At 62.1% G+C, this 22,834-nt stretch carries 22 protein-coding genes; 7 read left to right on the top strand and 15 right to left on the bottom strand.

Annotated features, from left to right (window positions below):
* Positions 1-119: 119 nt before the first annotated feature.
* A complete protein-coding gene (gene cycA, locus R4P70_RS07600) occupies positions 120-1,583 on the bottom strand; it encodes a D-serine/D-alanine/glycine transporter (RefSeq protein ID WP_317830621.1) in 1,464 nt (487 codons plus the stop codon).
* Between the two features lie 142 nt (positions 1,584-1,725).
* Between cycA and R4P70_RS07595 the strand changes: the two genes are divergently transcribed.
* Complete coding sequence (locus R4P70_RS07595) at positions 1,726-2,442, top strand: HAD family hydrolase (protein ID WP_020908678.1); 717 nt, start codon at positions 1,726-1,728, stop codon at positions 2,440-2,442.
* A gap of 7 nt (positions 2,443-2,449) precedes the next feature.
* Here the strand turns inward: R4P70_RS07595 and xylB are convergent, their stop codons facing one another.
* The 3 genes from xylB to R4P70_RS07580 form a co-directional block, all read right to left on the bottom strand.
* Entirely contained in the window at positions 2,450-3,847 is a 1,398-nt protein-coding gene (gene xylB, locus R4P70_RS07590; protein ID WP_317830620.1) for a xylulokinase, read from the bottom strand.
* A gap of 24 nt (positions 3,848-3,871) precedes the next feature.
* Positions 3,872-4,189 (bottom strand): WhiB family transcriptional regulator, encoded by a 318-nt coding sequence (locus R4P70_RS07585; protein WP_003946343.1) that lies wholly within the window; start codon positions 4,187-4,189, stop codon positions 3,872-3,874.
* A gap of 69 nt (positions 4,190-4,258) precedes the next feature.
* On the bottom strand, positions 4,259-4,489 hold the full coding sequence (locus R4P70_RS07580; RefSeq protein ID WP_020970382.1) for a DUF3263 domain-containing protein: 231 nt from the start codon (positions 4,487-4,489) through the stop codon (positions 4,259-4,261).
* Positions 4,490-4,683: 194 nt separating this feature from the next.
* Here R4P70_RS07580 and R4P70_RS07575 point away from each other — a divergent pair, with 194 nt between their 5' ends.
* On the top strand, positions 4,684-5,871 hold the full coding sequence (locus R4P70_RS07575) for an ROK family transcriptional regulator (protein WP_151531472.1): 1,188 nt from the start codon (positions 4,684-4,686) through the stop codon (positions 5,869-5,871).
* A gap of 266 nt (positions 5,872-6,137) precedes the next feature.
* Positions 6,138-7,439, top strand: a complete 1,302-nt coding sequence (locus R4P70_RS07570) for an MFS transporter (protein WP_019744796.1) — start codon at positions 6,138-6,140, stop codon at positions 7,437-7,439.
* Between the two features lie 46 nt (positions 7,440-7,485).
* Here the strand turns inward: R4P70_RS07570 and R4P70_RS07565 are convergent, their stop codons facing one another.
* From R4P70_RS07565 to R4P70_RS07525, 9 genes are all read right to left on the bottom strand, one after another.
* Positions 7,486-8,286: a crotonase/enoyl-CoA hydratase family protein gene (locus R4P70_RS07565; RefSeq protein WP_317830618.1), complete on the bottom strand. Its 801-nt coding sequence runs from the start codon at positions 8,284-8,286 to the stop codon at positions 7,486-7,488.
* 65 nt (positions 8,287-8,351) lie between these two features.
* Positions 8,352-9,305 (bottom strand): LLM class F420-dependent oxidoreductase, encoded by a 954-nt coding sequence (locus R4P70_RS07560; protein ID WP_317830742.1) that lies wholly within the window; start codon positions 9,303-9,305, stop codon positions 8,352-8,354.
* A gap of 61 nt (positions 9,306-9,366) precedes the next feature.
* The gene (locus R4P70_RS07555; RefSeq protein WP_019744799.1) at positions 9,367-9,768 is read right to left on the bottom strand and encodes a nuclear transport factor 2 family protein; all 402 of its coding nucleotides are present in this window, start codon (positions 9,766-9,768) and stop codon (positions 9,367-9,369) included.
* Positions 9,765-11,486: a class I adenylate-forming enzyme family protein gene (locus R4P70_RS07550; protein WP_317830617.1), complete on the bottom strand. Its 1,722-nt coding sequence runs from the start codon at positions 11,484-11,486 to the stop codon at positions 9,765-9,767. Before R4P70_RS07550 ends, R4P70_RS07555 begins: the two co-directional genes overlap by 4 nt.
* A 13-nt stretch (positions 11,487-11,499) precedes the next feature.
* On the bottom strand, positions 11,500-12,783 hold the full coding sequence (locus R4P70_RS07545) for an ABC transporter substrate-binding protein (protein WP_020908683.1): 1,284 nt from the start codon (positions 12,781-12,783) through the stop codon (positions 11,500-11,502).
* Positions 12,784-12,841: 58 nt separating this feature from the next.
* The gene (locus tag R4P70_RS07540; RefSeq protein ID WP_021332270.1) at positions 12,842-13,930 is read right to left on the bottom strand and encodes a branched-chain amino acid ABC transporter permease; all 1,089 of its coding nucleotides are present in this window, start codon (positions 13,928-13,930) and stop codon (positions 12,842-12,844) included.
* A complete protein-coding gene (locus R4P70_RS07535; protein ID WP_019744803.1) occupies positions 13,927-14,823 on the bottom strand; it encodes a branched-chain amino acid ABC transporter permease in 897 nt (298 codons plus the stop codon). The genes R4P70_RS07540 and R4P70_RS07535 overlap by 4 nt, the downstream gene beginning before the upstream one ends.
* A 3-nt stretch (positions 14,824-14,826) precedes the next feature.
* On the bottom strand, positions 14,827-15,540 hold the full coding sequence (locus tag R4P70_RS07530; protein WP_020970388.1) for an ABC transporter ATP-binding protein: 714 nt from the start codon (positions 15,538-15,540) through the stop codon (positions 14,827-14,829).
* On the bottom strand, positions 15,537-16,340 hold the full coding sequence (locus tag R4P70_RS07525; RefSeq protein WP_020970389.1) for an ABC transporter ATP-binding protein: 804 nt from the start codon (positions 16,338-16,340) through the stop codon (positions 15,537-15,539). The genes R4P70_RS07530 and R4P70_RS07525 overlap by 4 nt, the downstream gene beginning before the upstream one ends.
* A 114-nt stretch (positions 16,341-16,454) precedes the next feature.
* On the opposite strand from R4P70_RS07525, the gene R4P70_RS07520 reads away from it, so the two are divergent.
* From R4P70_RS07520 to R4P70_RS07505, 4 genes are read left to right on the top strand one after another with little or no spacing between them, the layout of a single operon-like run.
* On the top strand, positions 16,455-17,042 hold the full coding sequence (locus R4P70_RS07520; protein ID WP_019744806.1) for a nuclear transport factor 2 family protein: 588 nt from the start codon (positions 16,455-16,457) through the stop codon (positions 17,040-17,042).
* Entirely contained in the window at positions 17,039-17,809 is a 771-nt protein-coding gene (locus tag R4P70_RS07515; protein ID WP_021332267.1) for an SDR family oxidoreductase, read from the top strand. The genes R4P70_RS07520 and R4P70_RS07515 overlap by 4 nt, the downstream gene beginning before the upstream one ends.
* Positions 17,806-18,861, top strand: coding sequence for a dihydrodipicolinate reductase (locus R4P70_RS07510; protein WP_317830616.1), 1,056 nt, complete (start codon positions 17,806-17,808; stop codon positions 18,859-18,861). Before R4P70_RS07515 ends, R4P70_RS07510 begins: the two co-directional genes overlap by 4 nt.
* On the top strand, positions 18,858-20,486 hold the full coding sequence (locus tag R4P70_RS07505; protein WP_317830615.1) for a long-chain-fatty-acid--CoA ligase: 1,629 nt from the start codon (positions 18,858-18,860) through the stop codon (positions 20,484-20,486). Before R4P70_RS07510 ends, R4P70_RS07505 begins: the two co-directional genes overlap by 4 nt.
* A 74-nt stretch (positions 20,487-20,560) precedes the next feature.
* Here the strand turns inward: R4P70_RS07505 and R4P70_RS07500 are convergent, their stop codons facing one another.
* Positions 20,561-21,292, bottom strand: coding sequence for a hypothetical protein (locus R4P70_RS07500; RefSeq protein ID WP_317830614.1), 732 nt, complete (start codon positions 21,290-21,292; stop codon positions 20,561-20,563).
* Entirely contained in the window at positions 21,289-22,806 is a 1,518-nt protein-coding gene (locus R4P70_RS07495; protein WP_019744811.1) for a carotenoid oxygenase family protein, read from the bottom strand. The genes R4P70_RS07500 and R4P70_RS07495 overlap by 4 nt, the downstream gene beginning before the upstream one ends.
* Positions 22,807-22,834 lie beyond the last annotated feature (28 nt).

The raw sequence follows: 22,834 nt of genomic DNA, 5'->3' as shown, positions 1-22,834 counted from the left end.
GTGTACTCCGTCAGTCGTCGGCGTGCAGCGTCCTTCTGATGAAGCCCGCTCCTCTGTCTGCCGAAGAATGTAACAGTTTGATCAAGGCGGCCGCCACCGTTACCCGATCTTGACCAAAACTATTTGTCGCCGTTCTGTCGGCTGGCGTCCAGTTCTGACTTGAACGCGTCGTATCGTGCCCGGTGAGCGGGTCGGCGACGAATGATCGCCCACGCGATACCCAGAACCACGAACCAGATCGGCGTGACGACAAGTGCCTGCAGGGTGTCGTCCTTGGTTGTCAACGCCCAGAGGATGAAGACGAAGAACGCGAGCACGACCCAGCACATCACGATGCCGCCGGGCATCTTGAACTTCGACGCCTCGTGCAGGTGCGGACGACGCTTCCGGTACACCATGTAGCTCGCCAAAATGATCGTCCACACGAACATGAACAGCAGCGCCGAGATGGTCGTGACGACGGTGAAGGCCTCGATCACGGAATCGCCCGAGAACAGCAGGATCAACGACGCCAGCAAGAAGATGCAGGAGAACATCAGGGCGTTCGCGGGGACCTTGCGCGAGTTCAGCTTGCCGAGGGCCCTCGGTGCGTCGCCCTCCTGCGCAAGGCCGAACACCATGCGCGAGGTGGAGTAGATACCCGAGTTGGCCGAAGACGCAGCGGAGGTCAGCACGACGAAGTTGATGACAGATGCAGCGATGCCGAGGCCGGCGAGTGTGAACATGGCGACGAACGGACTCTTGTCTGCGCTGATTTCGCGCCACGGAGTGACCGCGATGATCACGGTCAGTGCAACGACGTAGAACAGCAGGACACGAATGGGGATGGAGTTGATGGCTTTCGGCAGGTTCTTCTCCGGGTCCTTCGCCTCGGCGGCGGTGGTGCCGACCAGTTCGATGCCCACGAAGGCGAACACGGCGATCTGGAAGCCGGCCACGAAGCCCATGAATCCGGTCGGGAACATGCCGCCGTCGTTCCAGAGGTTGTCGATACCCGAGGTGGCACCGTTCGGCGCCGTGAACCCGGAGACGACCATGACGATGCCGACGATGATCAGGCTGACGATGGCGACGATCTTGATCAGCGCGAACCAGAACTCTGTTTCACCGAAGGCGCGAACGGTCGGGAGATTGAGGAGCAGCAGCGCCGCGATCGTCAGCAAAGCAGGTATCCATGCCGCGAGACCTGGCCACCAGTATTTGAAGTATCCGGAAATCGCGATGACGTCCGCGATGCCGGTGACGATCCAGCAGAACCAGTAGGTCCAGCCGGTGAAGAATCCCGCCCAGGGGCCCAGCAGATCCGCGGCGAAGTCGGAGAACGACTTGTACGCCATGTTCGAGAGCAGCAACTCCCCCATCGCCCGCATGACGAAGAAGAGCATGAAGCCGATGATCATGTACACGAAGATCACGGAGGGCCCGGCAAGCGAGATCGTCTTGCCCGATCCCATGAACAGTCCGGTGCCGATGGCACCACCAATGGCGATCAGCTGGATATGCCGGTTGGACAGCTGACGTGAGAGGTGGGGGTCTTCGCCGGACGGCTTCGTCAGGTCTGGTGTATTCGCGTGGTCGGACACGGAGGATCCCCCTCGTCATACGGTTCATCCGGGGCATCGAAATCGTGCCCGTCGGGGGAACCTCGGAAAATGTGCTCTCTCAAAGTACGCGTGCACTGGCTCACATCAAGCATCGGAAAGCGGACGCCGATAACCTGTCGAGGTGAACACTGACAGCACGGCCCATCAAGACGGACATATCGCCGCGACGCTGTTCGATTTCTCCGGAACCCTCTTCCGTTTGGAGGAGAGCGACGATTGGACCGAGCACCTCGTCGATCATCAAGGCGATCCGCTCGACGTGCACGCTCAAGCCGAGTTGATGCGTCGGATGACCGCGCCGGTGGGCAGAACCGTCGAGATGGACGAAGCCGGGATCTACGCGTGGGAGAACCGCGACCGGGATCCGAAGTTGCATCGTCAGGCGTACCTCGACGTGTTGAGCAAGTCCGGAGTGCCCGATCCGGTTCGGGCCGAAGCTTTCTACGCGCTGCTGGTCGATCCGGACCAGTGGTCGCCGTACCCGGATACCGGTGAGGTCCTGAAGTCATTGTCGGAGAAGGGCGTACGCACTGCCGTCTTGAGCAACATCGCCTTCGACATCCGTCCGGCGTTCGTCGACCGCGGCTGGGACGTCTGGGTCGACGAGTTCGTCCTGTCGTTCGAGGTGGGTGCAGTCAAACCGGAACCCGCGATCTTCGAATACGCCCTGGCACAGCTGGATGTGGATGCGGCGCAGACCCTGATGATCGGTGACAGCGACGTCGCCGACGGCGCGGCCCGAGACGTCGGTTGCCAGTTCGCACTCGTCGATCCCCTGCCGACGACCGAACGCCCGCACGCGCTACTCGACGCAGTGCGGAAGTTCGGGCTTCTGTAGGGAGCGCTCAGACGCCTTCGGTGAGTTCGCGCAACGACGCGTAGCGCTCGCGCACGTGGGGAGCTGGTTCGGCGTCGAATCGTCGCTCTTCCGGTTTCGGCCACACCGGCGGCTGCGTGCTCCCGGACAGTGCCCATGCTGCTTGCCTGCATGCCCCTTCGGCGACGTACTCACCCGGAGCAGGGATCACGACCGGCACTCCGAGAATTGCCGGCGCAATCTCACAGAGAGCGCGAGACTTCGCTCCGCCTCCGACGAGGAGAACTCGCTTCACCTCGACGCCCTGACGAACCAGATCGTCGACGCCGTCGGCCAAGCCGCACAGGAGCCCTTCGACTGCGGCGCGCGCGAAATGCGCCGGCGTCGAGTTCTGCAGCCGGAAGCCGTGCATTGCTCCCGTGGCGTCGGGGCGGTTGGGCGTCCGCTCGCCCTCGAAGTACGGAATCATGACCAGTCCGTCGTTTCCGAGGGGCGCGGTCAACGCCAACCGGGACAGTTCGGCGTGATCGACACCGAGAATGGACGCCGTCGCATCAAGAATGCGCGCGCCGTTGAGAGTGCACACGAGCGGCAGGTGCAGACCGGTTGCGTCCGCGAATCCTGCCACGTTTCCACTGGGATCGTGCGTGGGGGTGGCCGATACAGCCGACACGACGCCGGATGTTCCGATCGAGATGATCACGTCACCGGGGACTGCTCCCAAACCCAGTGCGGCTGCGGCATTGTCACCCGTACCCGGTCCGATGATTCCCCCGGGGTCAGTGCTTCCGATCTTGTCGTTCGGCGATGCAACTCGGGGAACATGGGGGGTGCGATCGCGAAATGCCAACGCCAGCAAGTCGGTACGGTATTCGCGCGTCGAGGCAGCGTAATAGCCGGTTCCACTTGCGTCGCCCGCGTCTGTGGCGAGCTCCTCGATTGAACCGGACCCGCCCAATTTCCAGGACAGCCAGTCATGCGGAAGACACACCGCGGCAGTGCGATCGGCGTTGCCTGGCTCGTGATCTGCGAGCCATCGAAGCTTGCTTGCCGTGACCGCGGCGACCGGAACTACGCCAACCGCGTCGGCCCACGCCTTCGATCCGCCGAGTTCTTCGACCAGATCCATCGCAGCCTTCGCCGAACGAGTGTCGTTCCACAGCAGCGCCGGCCTGACGACCTCGCCGCCGCTGTCCAGACACACCATGCCGTGCTGTTGAGCTCCGACGGATACCGCTGCGACGTCGCCGAGCCCACCCGCCGCGGCGATTGCATTGTCCATCGCCTCGAGCCAGCATGTCGGATCTATCTCGGTACCGACGGGATGGGCCGCCCGCCCTTCTCGTACCAGTTCTCCCGAATCGGCATCACGGACAATGACTTTGCACGACTGGGTAGACGAATCGATACCGGCTACGAGGGTCACACTGGCGTCCTTTCCGAAGGACCGTCAGCTCGCGTTGGCGACCGCGGGCATCCGGTTGCTGCGCTTACGCAGCGATCGCACATATTCTGCGCGCTCGGTCTCCGTCATTCCACCCCAGATGCCGTAAGGCTCGTGGACGGAGAGTGCGTGTTCGCGGCACTGCTGGAGTACAGGGCACGTCGCGCAGACCTTCTTGGCGTTGCGTTCACGGTTCTCGCGAGCGTGTCCACGCTCGCCGTCCGGGTGGAAGTAGACCGCGGAATCGTGCCCACGGCACGCTCCCTGCAGCTGCCAGTCCCACACTTCGGCGGTCGGGTACGGCATCGGAAGGTGCTTGTGCATGATGGCGACCTCAATTCCTTACTCGGGTGAAACGGATTCGGGTGACTCGGGGCTGACGCCGGGTCGGACTTATCGACGCCTGGCCGATTGGCCGAGTCGATGTGCACAGACCGTTGCGAGTTCGCCGGTGACCGGCGGAGTCAGCGCTACGACGCCGTCGTCGAGAATTGCCTGCAGCCTGCGGAAATACTCGTCCGGGGCGAGGCCGAAGGTTACAAAGATCTCTTCGTCAGGTCCACCGTCGAACTGCTGCCACTTACGTGCGAACTCGACGATCTCTTGTGTATCGGTGCGGCTCATCAGGTTCTCCCCTGTTTGTGCGCCCTGCTTCACAGAAACTGCGACTCGTCTCCTCGGACGCCCGTGGCAGTGAGTCAAGACACAGACTATGCCTACTTCTGCTTTTTCACAAGACCTACTTACGTCTTTTTGTGGACAAAGTATGCCAACTTTCGCACGCTGAAGTTACCGACGAGGAATGCTTGAATAGGACAATGACCCGACCGTCCACGACTCCGGCTACCGCGGGAGAGGTATTCACGCTGATACGCAGCGGTTCCGCGACCACGCGCAGCGAGATCGGGAAGCTCACCGGCCTGTCCAGGACGGCGGTATCGGCCAGGGTTGCAGCACTTCAATCGCTTGGTTTGATCGCCGATGACGACGAGGGCCCGTCGACGGGCGGCCGGCCGCCGTCCACTCTCACCTTCGCGAACTCGTCCGGCGTGGTTCTCGTCGTGGCAATCGGTCGATCGCGGGCACAACTTGCCGTCACCGACCTGGCGGGCACGATCCTCGCGGCAGAAGACATCGACAAGTCGGTCGGGGTCGGCCCCGACGAACTGATGCCCGAAATTGCCGAGCATCTTTCGTCACTACTGGCCCAGGTCCACCGCGCGCCTACCGAGGTCATCGGAATCGGACTGAGCATTCCCGGAACGGTCGACGTCGCCGCGGGAGCGAGCCTCGACTCTCCGATGATGGCGGGATGGGACGGCGTCGCTCTTGCCCCCTATCTGGCATCGGTGACCACGGCGCCACTGTTTGCCGACAACGATGCCAACGTGATGGCCCTGGCCGAATTGAGCGAACGACGCGAGAGTGCGCCCAACCTCCTGATGATCAAGGCGTCAACCGGCCTCGGCGCAGGAATCGTCATGGGCGGAATCCTCCAACGCGGTTCACTCGGAGCGTCCGGCGAGATCGGGCATACCAAAACCGCTGCAGCGCGGGGCATGAAGTGTCGCTGCGGCGATGTCGGCTGCGTCGAAACCGTCGCCAGCGGTTGGGCTCTCGTGCACGCCCTCCGAGATCAGGGCCGAAGCGTCGGGCACGTGCGTGACGTTGTCCGCCTCGCCCTGGACGGCGACAGCGAAGCCCGCCGGCTCATCAGAAGCAGCGGCCGACTGATCGGCGACGTCATTTCCGGCGCGGTAAACCTCCTCAATCCCGAGGTCCTGATCATCGGCGGCGACATGGCCGAGGCAGACGAGCTCTTCCTCGCCGGACTTCGGGAGTCCGTCTACGGCAACGCAACGGCGCTTGCCACCCGAAAGCTTCAGATCGCTTCGGTCAGCCACGGCGCACAATCCGGGATCCTCGGTTGTGCGGTTCTCGTCCTCGACCATCTGCTCAGCGCCAGGGAAATCGATCTGCGGATCGCCGCGTCGCTCCACACCTGAGCAACTGATTTCTCGCATGCTCTGAACCAGATAATCAGACCTTTCCAGCACCCCTTGTGTTGACGCTCACACTTCTGCATAATTCATTACCTACCGATCATTCGGTTGCCAATATCGACAATGAGATCGCGCAGGAACGCTCCGAGTCAGCCAAAAGCATGCACCGAGCACACCGGCAACGTCGCAGATCGAACAGCGTTTCTCCCCTGTTCCGACTTCGCAGTTCACCGCGCCGGTGAACCACGTGACTGGCAGAAAGTAGCTCGATGACCACAACCAGAACTGGCACCAAGCCCGCCGCGAAGGAGTACGACCGCGCCGCGATGGCGTCGATGGTCGGCACCACCGTCGAGTGGTACGACTTCTTCATCTACGCCCAAGCCGCAGCCCTGATCTTTGCCGACCTGTTCTTCAAGCCGATGGGCTCGGCAGGCCAGATCGTCTCCTACGTCACGGTCGGCATCAGCTTTGTCTTCCGTCCTCTCGGCGCCATCGTGGCCGGATATCTCGGCGACAGACTCGGCCGTAAACGTGTCCTGGTCGCGACGTTGGCGATGATGGGGGCCGCGACGGTTCTCATCGGCGCGCTGCCGACGTATGCCTCGATCGGGATCTGGGCGCCGATCCTGTTGATCCTTCTCAGAATCGTGCAGGGATTCTCGACGGGCGGCGAATGGGGTGGGGCTGCTCTTCTTGCCGTCGAACACGCACCCACCAAGCGTCGAGGATTCTTCGGAGCGTTCGTCCAGATGGGCGTACCGCTCGGAATGTTGCTCGCCACCGGCGTTTTGGCACTGTGCACGTTCACCCTCACGGACGAACAGTTCACCACCTGGGGATGGCGAGTGCCGTTCCTGCTCAGCGTCGTGCTGATCGGCGTCGGCTTCTACATTCGAAGCAAGGTCAGCGAGTCACCCGTGTTCGCCGAACTCAAGGAACGCCGCACCGAGAGCAACACGCCTATCCGAACTCTGTTCAAGAAACACCCGAAGCAGGTCGTACTCGCGGCCCTCTCCTTCATCGGCACAAACGGCAACGGCTACATGGTGATCGGCGGATTCATCGTCGCGTACGCAACCAAGACCTACGGCCTGGGGAAGACCGAACTACTGATTGCCACGCTCGCAAGTGCAGTCACGTGGGGCGTTTTCACCATGATCGGCGCTTACTGGTCGGATCGGCGCGGCCGCACCACGGTGATGAACGTCGGCAACCTCGCAATGATCCTCTTCGCGGTGCCGTTCTTCCTCCTCATCGACACCGGCAATCTCGGCTGGATCTACGTGGCGATGATCCTGTTCTCGGTCGGACTCGGACTGTCGTACGGACCTCAACCGGCATTGTTCGCCGAACTGTTCCCAGCTTCGATCCGCTACAGCGGCGCGTCGATCTCTTACGCTGTCGGCACCATTTTCGGCGGCGCCTTTGCTCCCACCGTCGCCCAATGGCTCCTCGGCAAGACCGGTGGCACTCTTGCCATCTCGATCTATCTCGCCCTGTTGGCCGCAGTGTCGTTCGTCGCCACGATGCTCATCAAGGACCGGTCTGGACGAGATCTGATGGTGTAATCGACCTGAATGAGAACGCCCCACGGCGTCGCGATGCCGGAGTTTGTCAGCCGAACTTTCGAATGGCGAACTCCGGCAACGTCTTCGCAGTATTCGCGGAGCGTACGATCTTGTGGTTCTTGCCTCGCATCAGCGCCAGTTGGACCCGCGATTCGATCCAGAACGCACCGCGTGGCGATCGGTTCCAGGTCTTGTGCAGCAACGTCTTCGTCGCTGCGACGGCGTCCGGCGAGCGAGTCATGATCTGCGACAACAGTTCCTGTGCCGGTTTGATCGGATTGTCACTGACTCCGCTCACGAACCCCCACTCGAGAGCCTGATTTCCATCGAACAGTTCAGCAGTCATGGCGAGGCGTTTCACGACGTCCATCGCCGCGAGTTCGCGCATCGTGACCGTTCCGGTCATGTCGGGGATCAATCCCCACTTCGCCTCCATCACCGAGAACGTGCAATCAGGGGTGGTGAATCGAAAGTCTGCGGCGAGCGCCAATTGCAGTCCCCCGCCAAAGCAGTGGCCGTGAACGACCGCGATGACGGGCACGGGCAATTCGCGCCACACCCAGCACGCACGTTGAAAGAGGTTGGTCTTCTGACCGGGAAATTTCGCAAAGGCCTTGGCCATCCGGCTCGGCTGCTTGCCGGCAGAAGCGAAGTCCAATCCGGCCGAGAATGCGTCGCCCGCGCCTTGCAGAACAACACCCCGGATCGAACGATCAGTTCTGATCGTTCGAGCCGCGTCCACCAGCGCGTCGAGCATGTCCAGGTCGAGACCGTTGAGTTTCTCCGGTCGGTTCAGCGTCACGTACGCCACCGACTGCACTACCTCGACACGAACACGATCACTCACGGCAACTCCTTCGATTCGACATATCCCCGACGAACTTACCTGAGAGTAAGTTCGTCGGGGATTCGTCATACCATCTCGGCAAGAAGTTCCATCGTCACTTGCCCGGCCGGATCCGAATCAGTGGATGAAGGCACGGCCACGACGGTGTCCACACCGACCGCTCGATACGCCTCGAGTTGCTCGCGCGCATCGGCCGCGGTTCCCACGATTCCCACTGTCGCGACCATCGCGTCCGAGACCTGACTCAAGATCTCTCGAGGCGCGGTCCCGGCACTGGCTGCCTCGATCACGGATGCAAACCCTGCTCGCACGAACATGTCCGAGTACCCGGGGGCAGCGAGATACGGCACAAGCCCACGTCTGAGCTGATCGATCGACATCTGAGTTGGGCCTTCGGTTGCCACGGCCGCCGGCGCCCAAACCGACACCTGGGGCATTGGCGTTTCCATTTCAGCCGCGATTTCCTTGCACCGTGCGATCAGGCGCCCCGCTTGCTCCGGGCTGACCAGATTGAGCACCAGTTCGTCGCCCAACTCCACCGCGGCGCGAAGGGCCTTGTCTCCGAAAGCTGCAACGATCAACCGCCCACCCGGCGGCTGAAGTCGCAGTCGGTATCCACTGGTCCGCATCACCGTTCCGGCGACTTCGCCCCGCTCGCCGTTCATCAGCGCTCGCACAGCGCAGGCTGACTCCGCGAGTGCACGTGCTGCCCCGGATCTGCTTCGCCCATGCCATTTTTCGACCACGACAGCGCTGGACGTGCCCAACGCTATCGACACGTGACGCCCGGTCAGGTCGGCTACCGACGCCGCCCCGATCGCGATCATCGCCGGATCACGAACCGTCACCGCGAGCGGGCCGACCACCAACTCGGAGTGCTCGAAGCCGGCGCCGACTGACGTCGCCAGAGCAAAGGCGTCGTACGTCGCCATCTCCCCCACCCACACTCGGCCGAACCCCAGTTTGTCGGCGAGGCGTGCAGTAGTGGTCACCTCCCGCGGCGGACGGTCCTGCCACAAACCCAAGGAGATGTCGATCGTCGGCAGTCGGCTCCTCGAAATCCCGCTATTCGAAATCCCGCTATTCGAAATCGGAGACAAGACCCATTCCCTTCAAGAGTGTCGGACGGTCGTAGTATTCGAGCCACTCTGTGACCAGCCCGTCTGCCATGCTGAGGATTCCGACAACAGGAACGACGCCGTGGGTCCCGTCGAAGTGGAAATCGTCCACTCGCTGTACAAAAACCCTGCCGTCGATCACGCCGAGCGACTCGATCTTCAGGGTGATCCGTTCACACTTGCTTGCCAGCAATGCAATTCGGCCCGCTACAGCCTCCTTGCCGACAAGAGGTTCCTGCATCACGCTGTGGAGCACACCGTCTTCGGCGAACAGGTCGACGACGCGTGCCCAGTCCATGACGTCCCACGCCTGGAACATCTCACGCGCCAACGCAAGCTTGTCACTGTCGTTCATCACACTCATGCCACACTCTTCTGTCGAAGCTCACGCTTGAGGATCTTTCCGGTCGAATTGCGCGGCAGTTCTTTCCGAATCTCCAGCCGCTCGGGAAGTTTGTACGACGCGATGCGCTTGTCTTTCAGGAACGCAACCAGAGCATCGAGTTCGAGTTCCGTCTCGGGTCGAAGTGTCACCACTGCTGCGACGCGCTCACCGAGCACTTCGTCGGGGTCGCCGATGACGGCCACGTCCGCGACGGCCGGATGCTCGGCGATCAACCCCTCCAATTCGGCTGGAGCGATGTTCATTCCACCGCGGATCACCAGGTCCTTGCCTCGATCCAGGTAGCGGAGGAATTGTCCGTGATCACCGGCAATCTCGAAGATGTCTCCGGTGCACAGGAATCCGCGTTCGTCGAACGGTGACGGCCGATCGCCGAGATAGCCGGCAAAGACTGTCGGTCCGCTGATTCGCAACTCACCCGGGTGCCCGACTTCCGTGATGTCCTCGCCGGTGACCACGTCGACCAAGCGAACGTCCATCCAGTCCGAGATTCTGGTGCTCCAGCGGAAGTTCTCGACACCGAAACGAGGGAAGTACCGTGCGCGGTCGTCCGGATCCGGCATGTCCGCAGGCGAGGAGAGCAGACTGATGCCTTCGTTGGACCCGAAGAAGTTGATGACTCCGATTCCATATCGCTCCTGCCATCCCCGCACCATCGGAGGTTGCAGTGGCACCGAACCCGAACCGATCCGCGTCAAGCTCGACAGATCGACCGCCGCGAGCATCGACTCGTCGGCGAGTAGCATCCACAACAGAGCAGGCGGCGCTACCGTGTATGTAATCCGCTCGGCCTCGATCTGCCCGAGGAACACTCGAAGGTCGAACGGGTGGTGCTGTACCAGTACACATCCCGTGCGGAGCCAGGGCAGGAACATTCCGTTGATTCCGGCCATGTTGACCATCGGGAACGGGTTAAGCAGGACGTCGTCGACGACGATGTCGGGAGCATCGATCGTGGCCCAGCAGATGGCCAGCCACTCGTAGTGCGAACGTGGGACCCCCTTCGGCTCGCTTTCGGTTCCGGAGGTCCAACAGATCGTCATCGCGTCGTTGGGGTCGTTCGGATCTTCGGTGTTTCGTCTGTCCAGAGCACTTCGCTGCGATTCGGTGGCTGCGCGAGGACTCAGCCCCACGACGCCGGTGGGAAGCTCAGCCGGAAGCTCTGATTCGGGAGCGTAGACGAATACCGATCTCAGAGAGGCAATCCGGGATCTGATTGCAGCGATCTCCGTAGCCGGGAATCTGTCGCCGAAGCTGGGCACGGTGACAAATGCTGCAAACGCCGCCTGGTTGGCCATTCCTTCCACTTCACGTTCGCGGTACTGCATGGGCAAGGGTGAGACCACGATCCCCAGCGACCACGCTGCAAGGTAGACCTCGACCAGTTCGACGGTGTTAGGCATCTGAACGCCCAGAACGTCTCCCCGGCCCAAGCCTGCCTCGGTGAAGCGCGCAGCGAGCGAGATGACTTCGCTCTCCAGTTCGTTCCAACTGAGGCGTCGTGGATCTCCGCCGGACAACTCGCTGCGGTTCGCCGGATCAACTACGGCAAGCTCGTCCCCTCGGGTCCGCACCTGCACCCGGAACACGTGATCGATCGTCTCGTCGGACCACCACCCTTTCGAGGTGTATTCGTCCACCTTGACGCGAGGATGCAATCCCCTGTGTGTCTTGTTCATTCGCGCACTCGATTCAGTTCTCGTAACGGCCGGAAATGTCGATCACGTCGCCCTGCTTCTCGAACGCCTGAGTAGCGGCATTCCACTCGAACGGCTGAAAGGCCAGGATTCCCAACGCATGGTCCGCGGTCATCGTGAACTTGATTCCGTCGATGAACATCGGCGGGTGGTAGTCCTGCGTTCGCGCGGCACTCATGATGGTGGCACGTGAGAGTCCGTCGGATGACTGAGAGGCCCGAGTGAAGTTGTCCACCAACAGGTCACCGATGGCCCAGCCGTTCACGGTGTAGCTGTTGGTCGGGGAATCTGCACCGTGAGCCGCTGCACCGGCGAGATAGTCGCGCACCGCCGCGTCGTCCTTGTAGAGAGCGTTGTTGGGATCTTTGAGCCACACCATCACCTGCTGCCCGTCGGCAGCATCACCGGCGGGTGCATACAGGGTCGCACCGTCGACGCAGTTCGACGGCTGAATCACGGTGTCGGGCTTCCATCCGACACGTCCGATCGCCTGAGTGATCGCGAGGCAGTCGGTAGTGACACCGGCGACCACCAAAACCTCGGCGCCGCTGGCCTTGAGAGTCGAAGCCGCCGTCTTGGGGTCGGTCAGCGCCTCCTCCGCCGCGATCTCGAAGTTGGTTCCTTCGATCGCGGACTTGAAGCCGTTGGCGATTCCCTGTCCGGACTCGGTCTGGTTCGTGGCCAGTGCGACCTTGGCGCCGTTCGGATACTTCTTCTTCAAGCTCTCGACCACTACCTCCATCTCGACGCCCGGATCCGGTAGATACTCCGTGGTCCACGGGAAGTCTTCGATGACCCGGAACTCGGGCATGCCTGCCTGCGCGAAGAGCAACGGCACGCAGGCAGTGGTCTGATCGTCCGCGATGGCGTTCAACTGCCCGGCCCCGAAGGTGCCCAGAACGTCGACCTTGTCCTTCTGAATGAACTCTCCGACGTTGGCTTTGGCGCGCTCCGGGGAGAATGCATCGTCCTTGACCACGACGTCGAGCTTGACGCCGCCGACGCCGCCGGCCGCGTTCTCCACCTCGAACCGTGCTCGCATTCCTTCGATCACGTTGCCGACGGCATCGGCGAGAGGGCCGGACGTCGGCCCACTCCATCCCACCGTGAGTTTGTCGGTGATCGGCGCTGCGGCACCGCTGGGATCACTGCAGTCGTCGACCGATACTGCGCCGGCCGATGTCGACGTGTTGCTCTCTGCGTCGGAGCTACCTCCGCAGGCCGAAAGGAGTAGTGCCGCAGCGGCGATGACTGCGGGAATCGTGGTCTGCCTTTTCATATCGTCCAGTTCCTTGCTGTGAGTTGAGGGAAACGAGAGTGGGCGAGGGAGACGGCGCTCAGGTGCGAGGTTCACCCTCGCGATACTTGGGATGATCTGCGGGAACCACGAGGACGAACCGTCGGAGCACGCTGTTGATCCGTCCGACGATTCCGTCCGGCATCAAGAACACGATCGCGATCAGCACCGCGCCGAACACCACTCCCGACACGGGGCCGTCGGTGACGCTTCCGGTGTAGTACGGCAAGAACACCACTGCCGTTGCCCCAACGATCGGGCCGAATTGGGTTGCGATTCCGCCCAACACCAGTCCGGTGATGAACTCGATCGACTTCATCAGCGAGAAGGATTCGGGTGAGAGCGCGCCGATGTACATCGTGAACAGTGAACCTGCCAGGCCCGTGATCGCGCCGGAAAGCCCGAAAGCGAGAATCTTGACCCGCGCGACGTTGATGCCGTTTGCGCTCGCCGCGATCTCGTTGTCACGCACCGCGACCATAGCCAGACCGAATCGACTCTTGACGAGATTGCGAATCAGGAGCATGACGATCGCCAGAGTCACCACCGACACCCAAAAGATCCAGAGGTAGGTGTCGGCTCGGGTCAACCCCGTCCATTTCGGCGGAACGAGCAGATTTGCGCGAACCACCATTCCGGCGGCACCACCGGTCAGATCCCCGGTCTTGCGGATCACCTCGGGAAAGGCAACAGCGACGGCGAGTGTCACGAGAGCCAGATACAGCCCCTTGATCCGCAACGAGGGAAGACCGACGAGAAGCCCTAGTACAAAACATAATACGACCGCCATCGGGATCGTGGTCAACGGCGAGTATCCGCGATCGGCGATCAGAACGCCGGTCGTGTACGCGCCCAGGCCGAAGAAGGCAGAATGGCCGATGGACAGAAGTCCGGTGTATCCGCTGACGATATTGAGTCCCGCAATGGCAATCGCGATGATGAAGACGCTCGTGAACTGCCCCACGCGAAACGGCGCGCTCTGTGACGCGAGAAGCAACGCACACACGGCAGCCACCAGCAGAACCAACTGGAGTATCCGGTACGACGTCGATCCGGCGACCACTACCCGCGGTCGCCTGACTGCCTTTTCGGCGACGGTGGGTTCATTTCTCTCGGCAAGCGTCGTCATACCCGCTCCAGTTTCTTGGTACCGAACAGTCCATTGGGTCTGACGAAGAGGATCACCACGATGATCAACAGGGCGGATGTCTGCTGCAGCGAACCGCCGATGACCGAAATGTAGCCACTGAGCATCGATTCCAGGACACCGATCGTCAACCCGCCGACCACGGCGCCGACGAGACTGTCCAGGCCGCCGAACAGCGCTGCGGCGGATGCTGCGATGAAGATCGGGAACATGGTCGTGAGACCGAGTTGTTGCGGCGAGAGCGGAGTGACCAGGACACCGGCCAGGGCACCGATGGCAGCTGCTACTCCCCAACCGATTGCGAGTATCCGGCTGGTCGGAACTCCGGCGAGAGTGGCAGATTCGGCATTGTCCGCGACGGCACGCATGTGCAGACCGACTCTCGTCTTGCGAAAGAGCAAGGACATCAACACAAGTAGGACAACGAGCGCCACCAGTACGCCCAGTGCGTCGCCGTACACGCGCGCACCGCCCACCGAGATGTAGTCGGTGGGACCGTTGGGGAACGGGCTCGGCATTATCTTGGTATCGCTCCCCCACAGCATTCCGGCCAACGAGTTGAGCCCGGTGAACAATCCCAGTGCCACGATCAGCACTGCCATGTCGCTTCGACGCTGAACCGGCCGAATGAGCAGACGCTCCATCAATGCTCCGAGTAGGAACCCCAAAGCCAGGGCCGCTCCGATCGCCGACCAGATCGGCCAGGACATCGTCGTCAGCCACCAGGCGACAAAGGTTGTGAACAGGGCCAACTCGCCCTGAGCGAAGTTGATCGTGCCGGTGGCGCGAAACACCACCACTAGTGCCAGCGCGAGAATTGCGTAGATCGACCCGTTGGTCAATCCGGAAATGAGTCGTTCGAGAAAGAGTGTCACCGTTTACTCCTGGTACCCGAGGTAAGCGCTCCGCACGACGTCGTCGGAACGAAATTCCTCGGGCGTTCCGGCAGCGACGATGGTGCCTACGTCGAGCAGGAAGACCTTCGACGCGAGTTTCATCGCGAGATCGGCGTTCTGTTCCACGATCAGCAGTGCAGTTCCGTCGCTGCGGTTGATCGCACCGAGCGTGTCGAACAATTCGGCAATGACGATGGGCGCCAGCCCCAGGCTCGGTTCGTCGCACAAAAGAAGGGTGGGACGGCTCATCAATGCCCGTGCGACCGCGAGCATCTGCTGTTCACCGCCTGACAGCGAACCGGCCAACTGTGTGGACCTCCTCGCGAGCACGGGGAATGTCTCACACCACCGCTCGATGTCGGCTTCGATCTCCGCCTTGTCCTTACGAAGGGCAGCGCCGACGAGCAGGTTGTCACGCACCGACAGTTGACCGAGAGTTCCGCGGCCCTGTGGGACAAGGCTGACGCCGGCGGCCACGGCGCGTTCAGGTTTGGATCCCAACGGCGAACCGTTGAAGGTGATCGTTCCCTGATGCGGGATCAATCCGGCAAGCGCGCGCATCATGGTGGTCTTGCCTGCACCGTTCGCGCCGAGAACGACAGCGACCCCGCCGGGTTCCACGTCGAGCGAAATCCCGTGCAGTACATTGCCTCGCCCGTAACCGGCATGCAGATCGTCGACGCTCAGCAGGGTCATGCCGCACGCCCCAGATATGCGTTGATCACGGCGTCGTCCTGCTGGATCTCCGCCGGGGTTCCCTGGGCAATTTTGTGGCCGAAGTTCAGGGCGACAACGTGATCGGAGATCCCGAGCACCAATCCCATGTGGTGTTCGACCAGAAGCGCGCCGAAGCCGAAGTCGTCGCGGAGCGAGACGATCAGTTCTCCCAGTTCTTTGACTTCACTGTGCGTGAGCCCGCCGGCAGGTTCGTCCAGCAGAAGCAGCGAGGGCTCGGACATCAATGCCCGTGCCAGTTCGACACGCTTGAGAGTTCCGAACGGTAGACCGGACGCGGGTGCATTCGCGACGTCGACGAGTTCGAGACGTTCGAGCAGGTACCAGGCCTTCTCTCGAAGTTCTCGGACTCGGGCACGCGCCGGAGGCAGGCCGAGAAGCCCACTCGCGAGCCCGAAGCGACCTCGCGACGATCCACCGACCATGGTGTTGTCGAAGACACTCATGCCGCCGAACAGCGCGAGATTCTGAAAAGTTCGAGCGATTCCTGCAGATGCCAACGCATAGGGACGCAATCCCAACAGGTCGGTTCCTTGCCAGGTGATGACACCGCGACTCGGTTCGTAAATCCTTGTGATGCAGTTGAACAGCGTGGTCTTACCAGCGCCGTTCGGCCCGATGAGTCCGCAGATCTGTCCCGCGCGGACGTCGAAGCCGACGGCGTCGAGAGCCGTGACTCCGCCGAATTCGATCGACACATCGGAAAGCGTGAGTACGACCGGTGCATTCCCAGGTTGTGCGGGTGGTGTGTTTCCAAGCATTGGTTTCACCTCCTCGTGACACTTCAATTAACAGTGTGATAGAGATTACTACAGTAAACAGAGGCACTCCGTCAACGTGCGGCCCCCGATCCGGAGCCGAGAAGGGACATCATCGTGAGGTCCAACAACATTCACGCAGTCGACAGCGGCGGGGGCCCAGACGTCAGGGACTACAGCCCGGTCGACGCTCTCGTCGCCAAGCAGGAAATCTACGAGGTTCTGGCTCGTTTCCTCCGAGCCGCAGACCGCGGCGACGTCGAGGACGCCAGGCGGTGTTATCTGCCCGGCGCAACCGAAGACCACGGGGGTGTCTTCACCGGCACCGCCGACGACTACATCGACCACATCGCCGGGGCCATCACCCACCCACGATCGCTGACCACCCACGCAATGACCAACGTCTTGGTCGAACTCGACGGGGATACAGCACACGTCGAGTCCTACGTGCTTGCCTTCGCACGAATCAAGACCTCGGACGGAATAGCCGACACACTCACCGCGGCGCGCCTGATCGACCGCTTCGGTTTCGAGGACGGCAGGTGGGGAATCCGCCACCGCGCACTGCGGTGGGACTGGAACCACGACATGGCCACAGCCGAAGGCTGGATCTTCGGGATGCTCGCGCCTGAAACGTCATTGAAGAAGAGCAAGAAATTCCCCGACGACCTCATCTACACCCGACAGACACAGGAGAACTCATGACAACCTTTCGCGGAACTCCGGTCGAGGGTGCGACCGTCCTCGTCACCGGCGCCAATCGAGGCCTCGGGTTGGCCTTCGTCCAACAGGCGAAGTTGATGGGCGCAGCCAAAATCTATGCGGGGGTGAGAAATCCCGACGAGGTGCCGGCCGAGCTCCGAGCCACCGGTGCGCACATCGTCGAACTCGACGTCACCGATCCAGGACTCGTCGACACTGCCGCCGGGGCGTGCGGTGACACCTCGGTCGTCGTCAACAACGCCGGGCTGTTCACCGGGAATCGGCTGATCGAGGCCGACGACCGAGAGGCCGCTCGCGCCGAGATGGAGGTCAACTACTTCGGACCGCTGACGATGATCCGAGCCTTCGCGCCGGTCCTCGCCGCCCGCGGCGGTGGATCGATAGTCAACGTCTTGTCAGTCGCCGCAATCGCACCAACCGCCTTCATGGGCGGCTATTCACCGGCCAAGGCGGCTGCTCTGTCGCTCGGCGGCATCGCCCGTGCCGAACTCGAACCGCACGGCATCACCGTCACCTCGTTGATCGTCGGCAGTGTCGACACCCGCATGGCTTCACACGTGCAGGGCCACAAGGAAAATCCCCTCGACATCGCCGCGACCGGACTCGCCGCCATGCAACGCGGCGAGTGGACGTGCGACACCGATTTCATGGCAATCGACGCCCGTGCGCGTCTGGCTCGAGACCCGATTCGGTACGAACGCGGACTGGGCAAGCTCCTCTTCGCCGGCGAACTGACCACTCGATCATGAGCGATCCGATTCGTGTTGCCCAGTGGGCGACCGGCGCCATCGGCAAGACCGCGCTTCGCGGAATCATCGATCGTCCCGACCTCGAGTTGGTCGGCCTGTACGTCTACAGCGACGCCAAGGCCGGGCGCGATGCCGGCGACATAGCCAGACGCGCACCGACGGGCGTGATCGCCACACGAGACGTGGACGAGATCATCAGCTCGCGCCCCCAGGTTCTCATCCACAGTCCGCGTTTGCAGATTCCGTACGAACGCCACGACGACGATTTGTGCCGTCTGCTTCGCGCCGGGATCAACGTGATCACGACGGCCGGGCAGCACTTCCCCCGCGCACACGGCACCGAGCGCGAGCACATGTTCGCCCAAGCATGTAAGGAAGGCGATTCGACGCTCTTCGGTGTCGGAGTGAGCCCGGGCGTCATCGGTGAGCGATTGGCATTGGCTCTGACGGGAACATCGATCGAACTGGACCGCATCACGATCGACGAGGTGCTCGACGCTCGCGGCATGCCTGACCCCGACTTCGCGTTCACCGTCATGGGAATGGGTTCGCCCCCGGAGGAACTCGACGGAACCGGGCCGTTGCCCTCGCTGTACGCGTCGCTGTATCTGGAGACCATCGCGTTCATGTGCGAACGTCTGGGGATCACCTACGACGAGGTCGTATCCGATCACAGGGTCGTTGCGGCGCGAACGGATCTCGACGTGGCCGCCGGACGCATCGCCGCCGGAACCGTCGGAACCACCGAATGGCGCTGGCACGCAATGGTCGACGGAATGCAGTTCCTCACTCTGGCCATCATCTGGACCATGGAACCCGATCGTGAGGAATACGCGGGGCGCGATCAGTGGGAAGTCCACCTGTACGGCAAACCCGAGATCGTGATGACCGTCAACCTCGTCGAACCACAAGATCCGAACAGCCGGACAACCGCCGGTCAGTTCATCACTGCGGGCCCGGCACTGCGCGCCGTCGAGCATGTACTCGCCGCTCCCACCGGCATTTTCGAACCCCCTGTCTTTGCCCCCTTCAGATTGGAGCATTCAGCATGACCACTCAGCCGACGGCCGTAGGTTCGACTGCCACCCGTGAACCCGCCACCCGCGAACCTTCTGTGAACGCGCTCCTACCCGATGGTCGCCCCGTGCAGAATCTCGAAGACTTGCTGCGCAGCCGGGTGATTGCCAGTCCGGAGAGCACCGCCGTCATCTCCGATGACGGCCGTACCAGTTTCCGCAAGCTGGACATCGAAGCAAATCGTGTCGCGAATGCACTTCTACGCGATGGTGTTCGAACAGGTGACCGGGTGGCGTACATCGGCGCCAATGCACCGTCTTTCCTCTCCGTCCTGTACGGATCTTCGAAGATGGGCTCGATTCTGACGGCCGTCAACAATCGGCTGGCACCGGGCGAGGTCGACTACATCCTGAGCAACAGCGAGCCGACCGTCGTCGTACTCGGAGCAGGCGATGAGGGCCTCTCCGACGTCGCCGCGGCGGTCGGTAGCGTCCGGACCGTCGTCACGGTGGACGGTTCCGCAAACTCGGTCTCGTGGAGCGACTGGCTCTCCGGTGCAGGGGACGACGACCCAGGAGTGTCACGCCTGCCCGACGATACCGCGCTGATCTTCTACTCGTCGGGAACCACCGGTCACCCCAAAGGAATCGAACTCACCGGCGCGAACCTCGGCCGCGCCCTCGCGACCATGTATCACCTGCTCGATCTCGACACCGATTCCGTGGCCATGTGCCCGGTCCCGTTCTTCCATGTGGCGGGGCTGGGTCTCGCTCTCGTCACGACGCTCGGCGGTGGCGCTCTACTTCTCAAGACCATCGCCGGTCCGCTGGAGTTGGTGGCGCTGATGCAGGAGTACCGGGTGACTCATGCGGTCGCTGTTCCCGCGGTGATCAGCGTCCTCACCTCTCTTCCTGCTGTGCGTGAGGCGGATTGGAGTGCCCTGCAGTTCCTGGTCTACGGAGCGGCGCCCATGCCGCTACCCCTGTTACAGGACGCCACCAAGGTTTTCGGATGCAGTTTCCTGCAGGCCTACGGACTCACCGAGTCGACTGGCGGCGTCACCATGCTGACCCCCGAAGATCATCGGGCGACCGACGAGTCGACCGCGCATCGGTTGAAGTCCGTCGGGCAACCGATGTTCGGCGTACCCATCCGCATCGTCGATCCCGTGACGCTCGAAGACGTCCCGGTCGGTACCCGCGGCGAGGTGGTCATCGGCGGCGCACACGTCATGAGGCGCTACTGGCGCAACGAGGCAGCCACTGCGGCCACCATGTTGGACGGCGACTGGCTCCGAACAGGAGACGGCGGATCGTTCGACGAGGACGGGTATCTCTACCTCCACGACCGCCTCAAGGACATGATCGTCTCCGGCGGTGAGAACGTCTATCCCGCCGAGGTGGAGAGCGTTCTCTCCGGCCACCCCGACATCCGGGAGGTCGCGGTAGTCGGCATTCACTCCGATCGGTGGGGTGAGACTCCCATTGCGGTGGTCGTTCGTTCGGGCGATTCGGCTGTCACCGAAGCTGAGATCATCGAGTGGTCACGCGAGCGACTGGCGCACTTCAAGTGCCCCAGTGCAGTTCAGTTCATCGAGGAACTGCCACGCAACGCGAGTGGGAAGCTTCTCAAGACTCGTCTGCGACAGGACTTCGCTTGAGTCCATGACAAGAATTCGGGGCCGGTCGCTTTGAGCGATCGGCCCCGATTTCTGTCGTTCGATGTGAAGCTGGCTCAGCCTGGGTGAATCCGGAATTCGACGCCGCCGACGATCAGGCCGGGCTCGACGGTGTTCGCTCCGATCGACGCCGCCAGATCGACCGCACTGAGCATCGACCGCTCGCCCGGAACGAACGACACGGCGCGCGACCCCAGCGCAATCGAGAGTGATTGCGCCGAATCCAGTTTCTTGCCGAACACTTCGGCCCACAGCGCCGCCGTCATGGCCGGATCGGGAGAGGACACGTCGACGCCGAGAATGTCGTCGACCCGTGGATCGAGGGAAACCTCCTTCTCCGTCTGGTCCCAGAACCACTCGTCGGCGTCGGGAATCTCGTCGAGTTCTACGAGCAGTCCGAGATCACCGGGATGAAGTTGGACGATCCGGTGACCGTAGGCCTCGAGATCTGCCACCGTCCGAACATCGGCCGCAGCTGCACGTTCCAGATAGGGCTCGATGTTCGAAACCTGGATCGAGAGTGCATAGCCGCCCTCCCCTCCGCCCTTGCGGATCCATCTCGCCAGCGAGACCGTCTCGTCGAGCGGTGCGACGATCTCGAGAAATGCCTGCGGCCCGACGGCCACGGTCTCGTCGGCCAAACCGATGTCTTCGAGCAGTGGATCGGCGAATCCTGGTGCCAGATTCAACGCTTCACGTAATTGTTGACCGGTCTTGTCCAGGTCTCGTGCACCGATCACCACCTGCCGCAGGATCTCCCACGTGCCCGCGTCGTGCGTGCCCGTCACAGTCCGACCGCTTCGGCTGCGGTGTCGGCACTCTGCCAGCGTCGGAGCTCGGCACCCGGCGCCCACGTCGAGTGGGTGCCACTCGAAATCCGTTCGGGAAGGCGAAGTTTGCACAATGGTCCGTCTCCGACGCGGGCAGCGTCGAAGATCAGGCAGAAGGACGCGTCCTCGTTCATGTCGGTGGTCAACGTGATGAGATAGCCGTCGTCTTCGGCGGTACCACCCACGCGTGGTGCCATCGAGGTCTCGCTTCCATACACGCCGTCACCGAAGGAGAATCGTTCCTCGTTCCCCGTCAGCAGGTCGTGTTTGACCAAGCCGTCGAACAGGAACCACGACGGCTTACCAGAAGCCGCATAGGCGTATCGGTACTTCTCACCCGCGAAATTGCCGTTCATCATGCCGAATTCGGTGATCGAGTCACTGAGTTGCTCTTCACGCGTGGCTCCGGTGACCAGGTTCAAACGCCAGCGGTGAAGCCGGGTCTGCATGCGATCGAGAGCGAGGAAACGGAAGGCGCGCTCCCACTGATTGCCCATACCGTTGTCCGACGGCTCCGGATCACCCTGGTAGAAACCGTCCAGAACAATCTCGTCCCCCTCTTCGTAGGCGTTCACGAAGTGCAGGACGTAGGTCGGATCGGCCTCGAACCACTTGATGTCAGCGGTGTTTCCGCGGCGTGGGATGACTCCGAGACGGAGCGGGATATCGGGATGGAAATTCGCGACGTGCGCGCCCTTCTCCAGTAGAACCGGATCCCAGAACAAGGGGCAGTCGTTGAGGATCGCGTAGTTCTCCGTGAAGGCCATGTCGTGTGGCAACCGCGGACCGGGAAGCGGGACGTCGACGTAGTGGACCAACTCGTTGGCCGAGTCCACGACGCCGTAGTGCATGTACGGCGCTTCCTTGCTGTAGTTGAAGAACAGCATTTCTCCGGTCTTGTCGTCCACCTTCGGATGCGCGGACACACCCCATTCGAAGGGGAACTTGCCGTTCCAGCTTTCCTTTCCGAGTGTCTCCGCCGACATCGGATCGAGACGATACAGATCTCCGCACTGGTAGAAGCTGGTGAGAGCAGTCCCCCGGTGAACGACGACGTCGGTGCTGGACGCGTCTTTCATCCGAGTGCGCGCACCCTTGCCGCCCTCGGGGCGACTGAGTTTGGGAGACTCGGCGAGTCCGGCCCACAAGGCGCCGCCGGCATCCTGCTCGGCCGCCAACCCGTCAGTCCGTACGAATCGATTGCGGTAGAACGACTCTCCGTCACGAAAGCCCACGATGTGAATCATTCCGTCGCCGTCGAAGGGATGATAAGCCTTCATCGAGGGATGGAGCGGATTCTCGGTGTTGCGCAGGTAGACACCGTCGAGGTCTTTCGGAACCTCACCGAATACGACTTCGAGGTTGTCCGCTTTGAACTCGGTGGTCTGGGGTTGCCACGGGCCGGTGCGATACGGGTGATCGTCATCGGCGGGAAGGGTGGACAACAACTTGCCTACGATTTCGACGTCCATGGAATTCTCTTTTCGACTGATGGGGAAA

It is taken from the genome of Rhodococcus sp. IEGM 1241 (genome assembly GCF_033142365.1).
GTDB classification, from domain to species: Bacteria; Actinomycetota; Actinomycetes; order Mycobacteriales; family Mycobacteriaceae; genus Rhodococcus_F; species Rhodococcus_F erythropolis.
The sequence above is the reverse complement of the archived record's forward strand: the minus strand, read 5'-3'. Positions and strand labels throughout refer to the sequence as shown.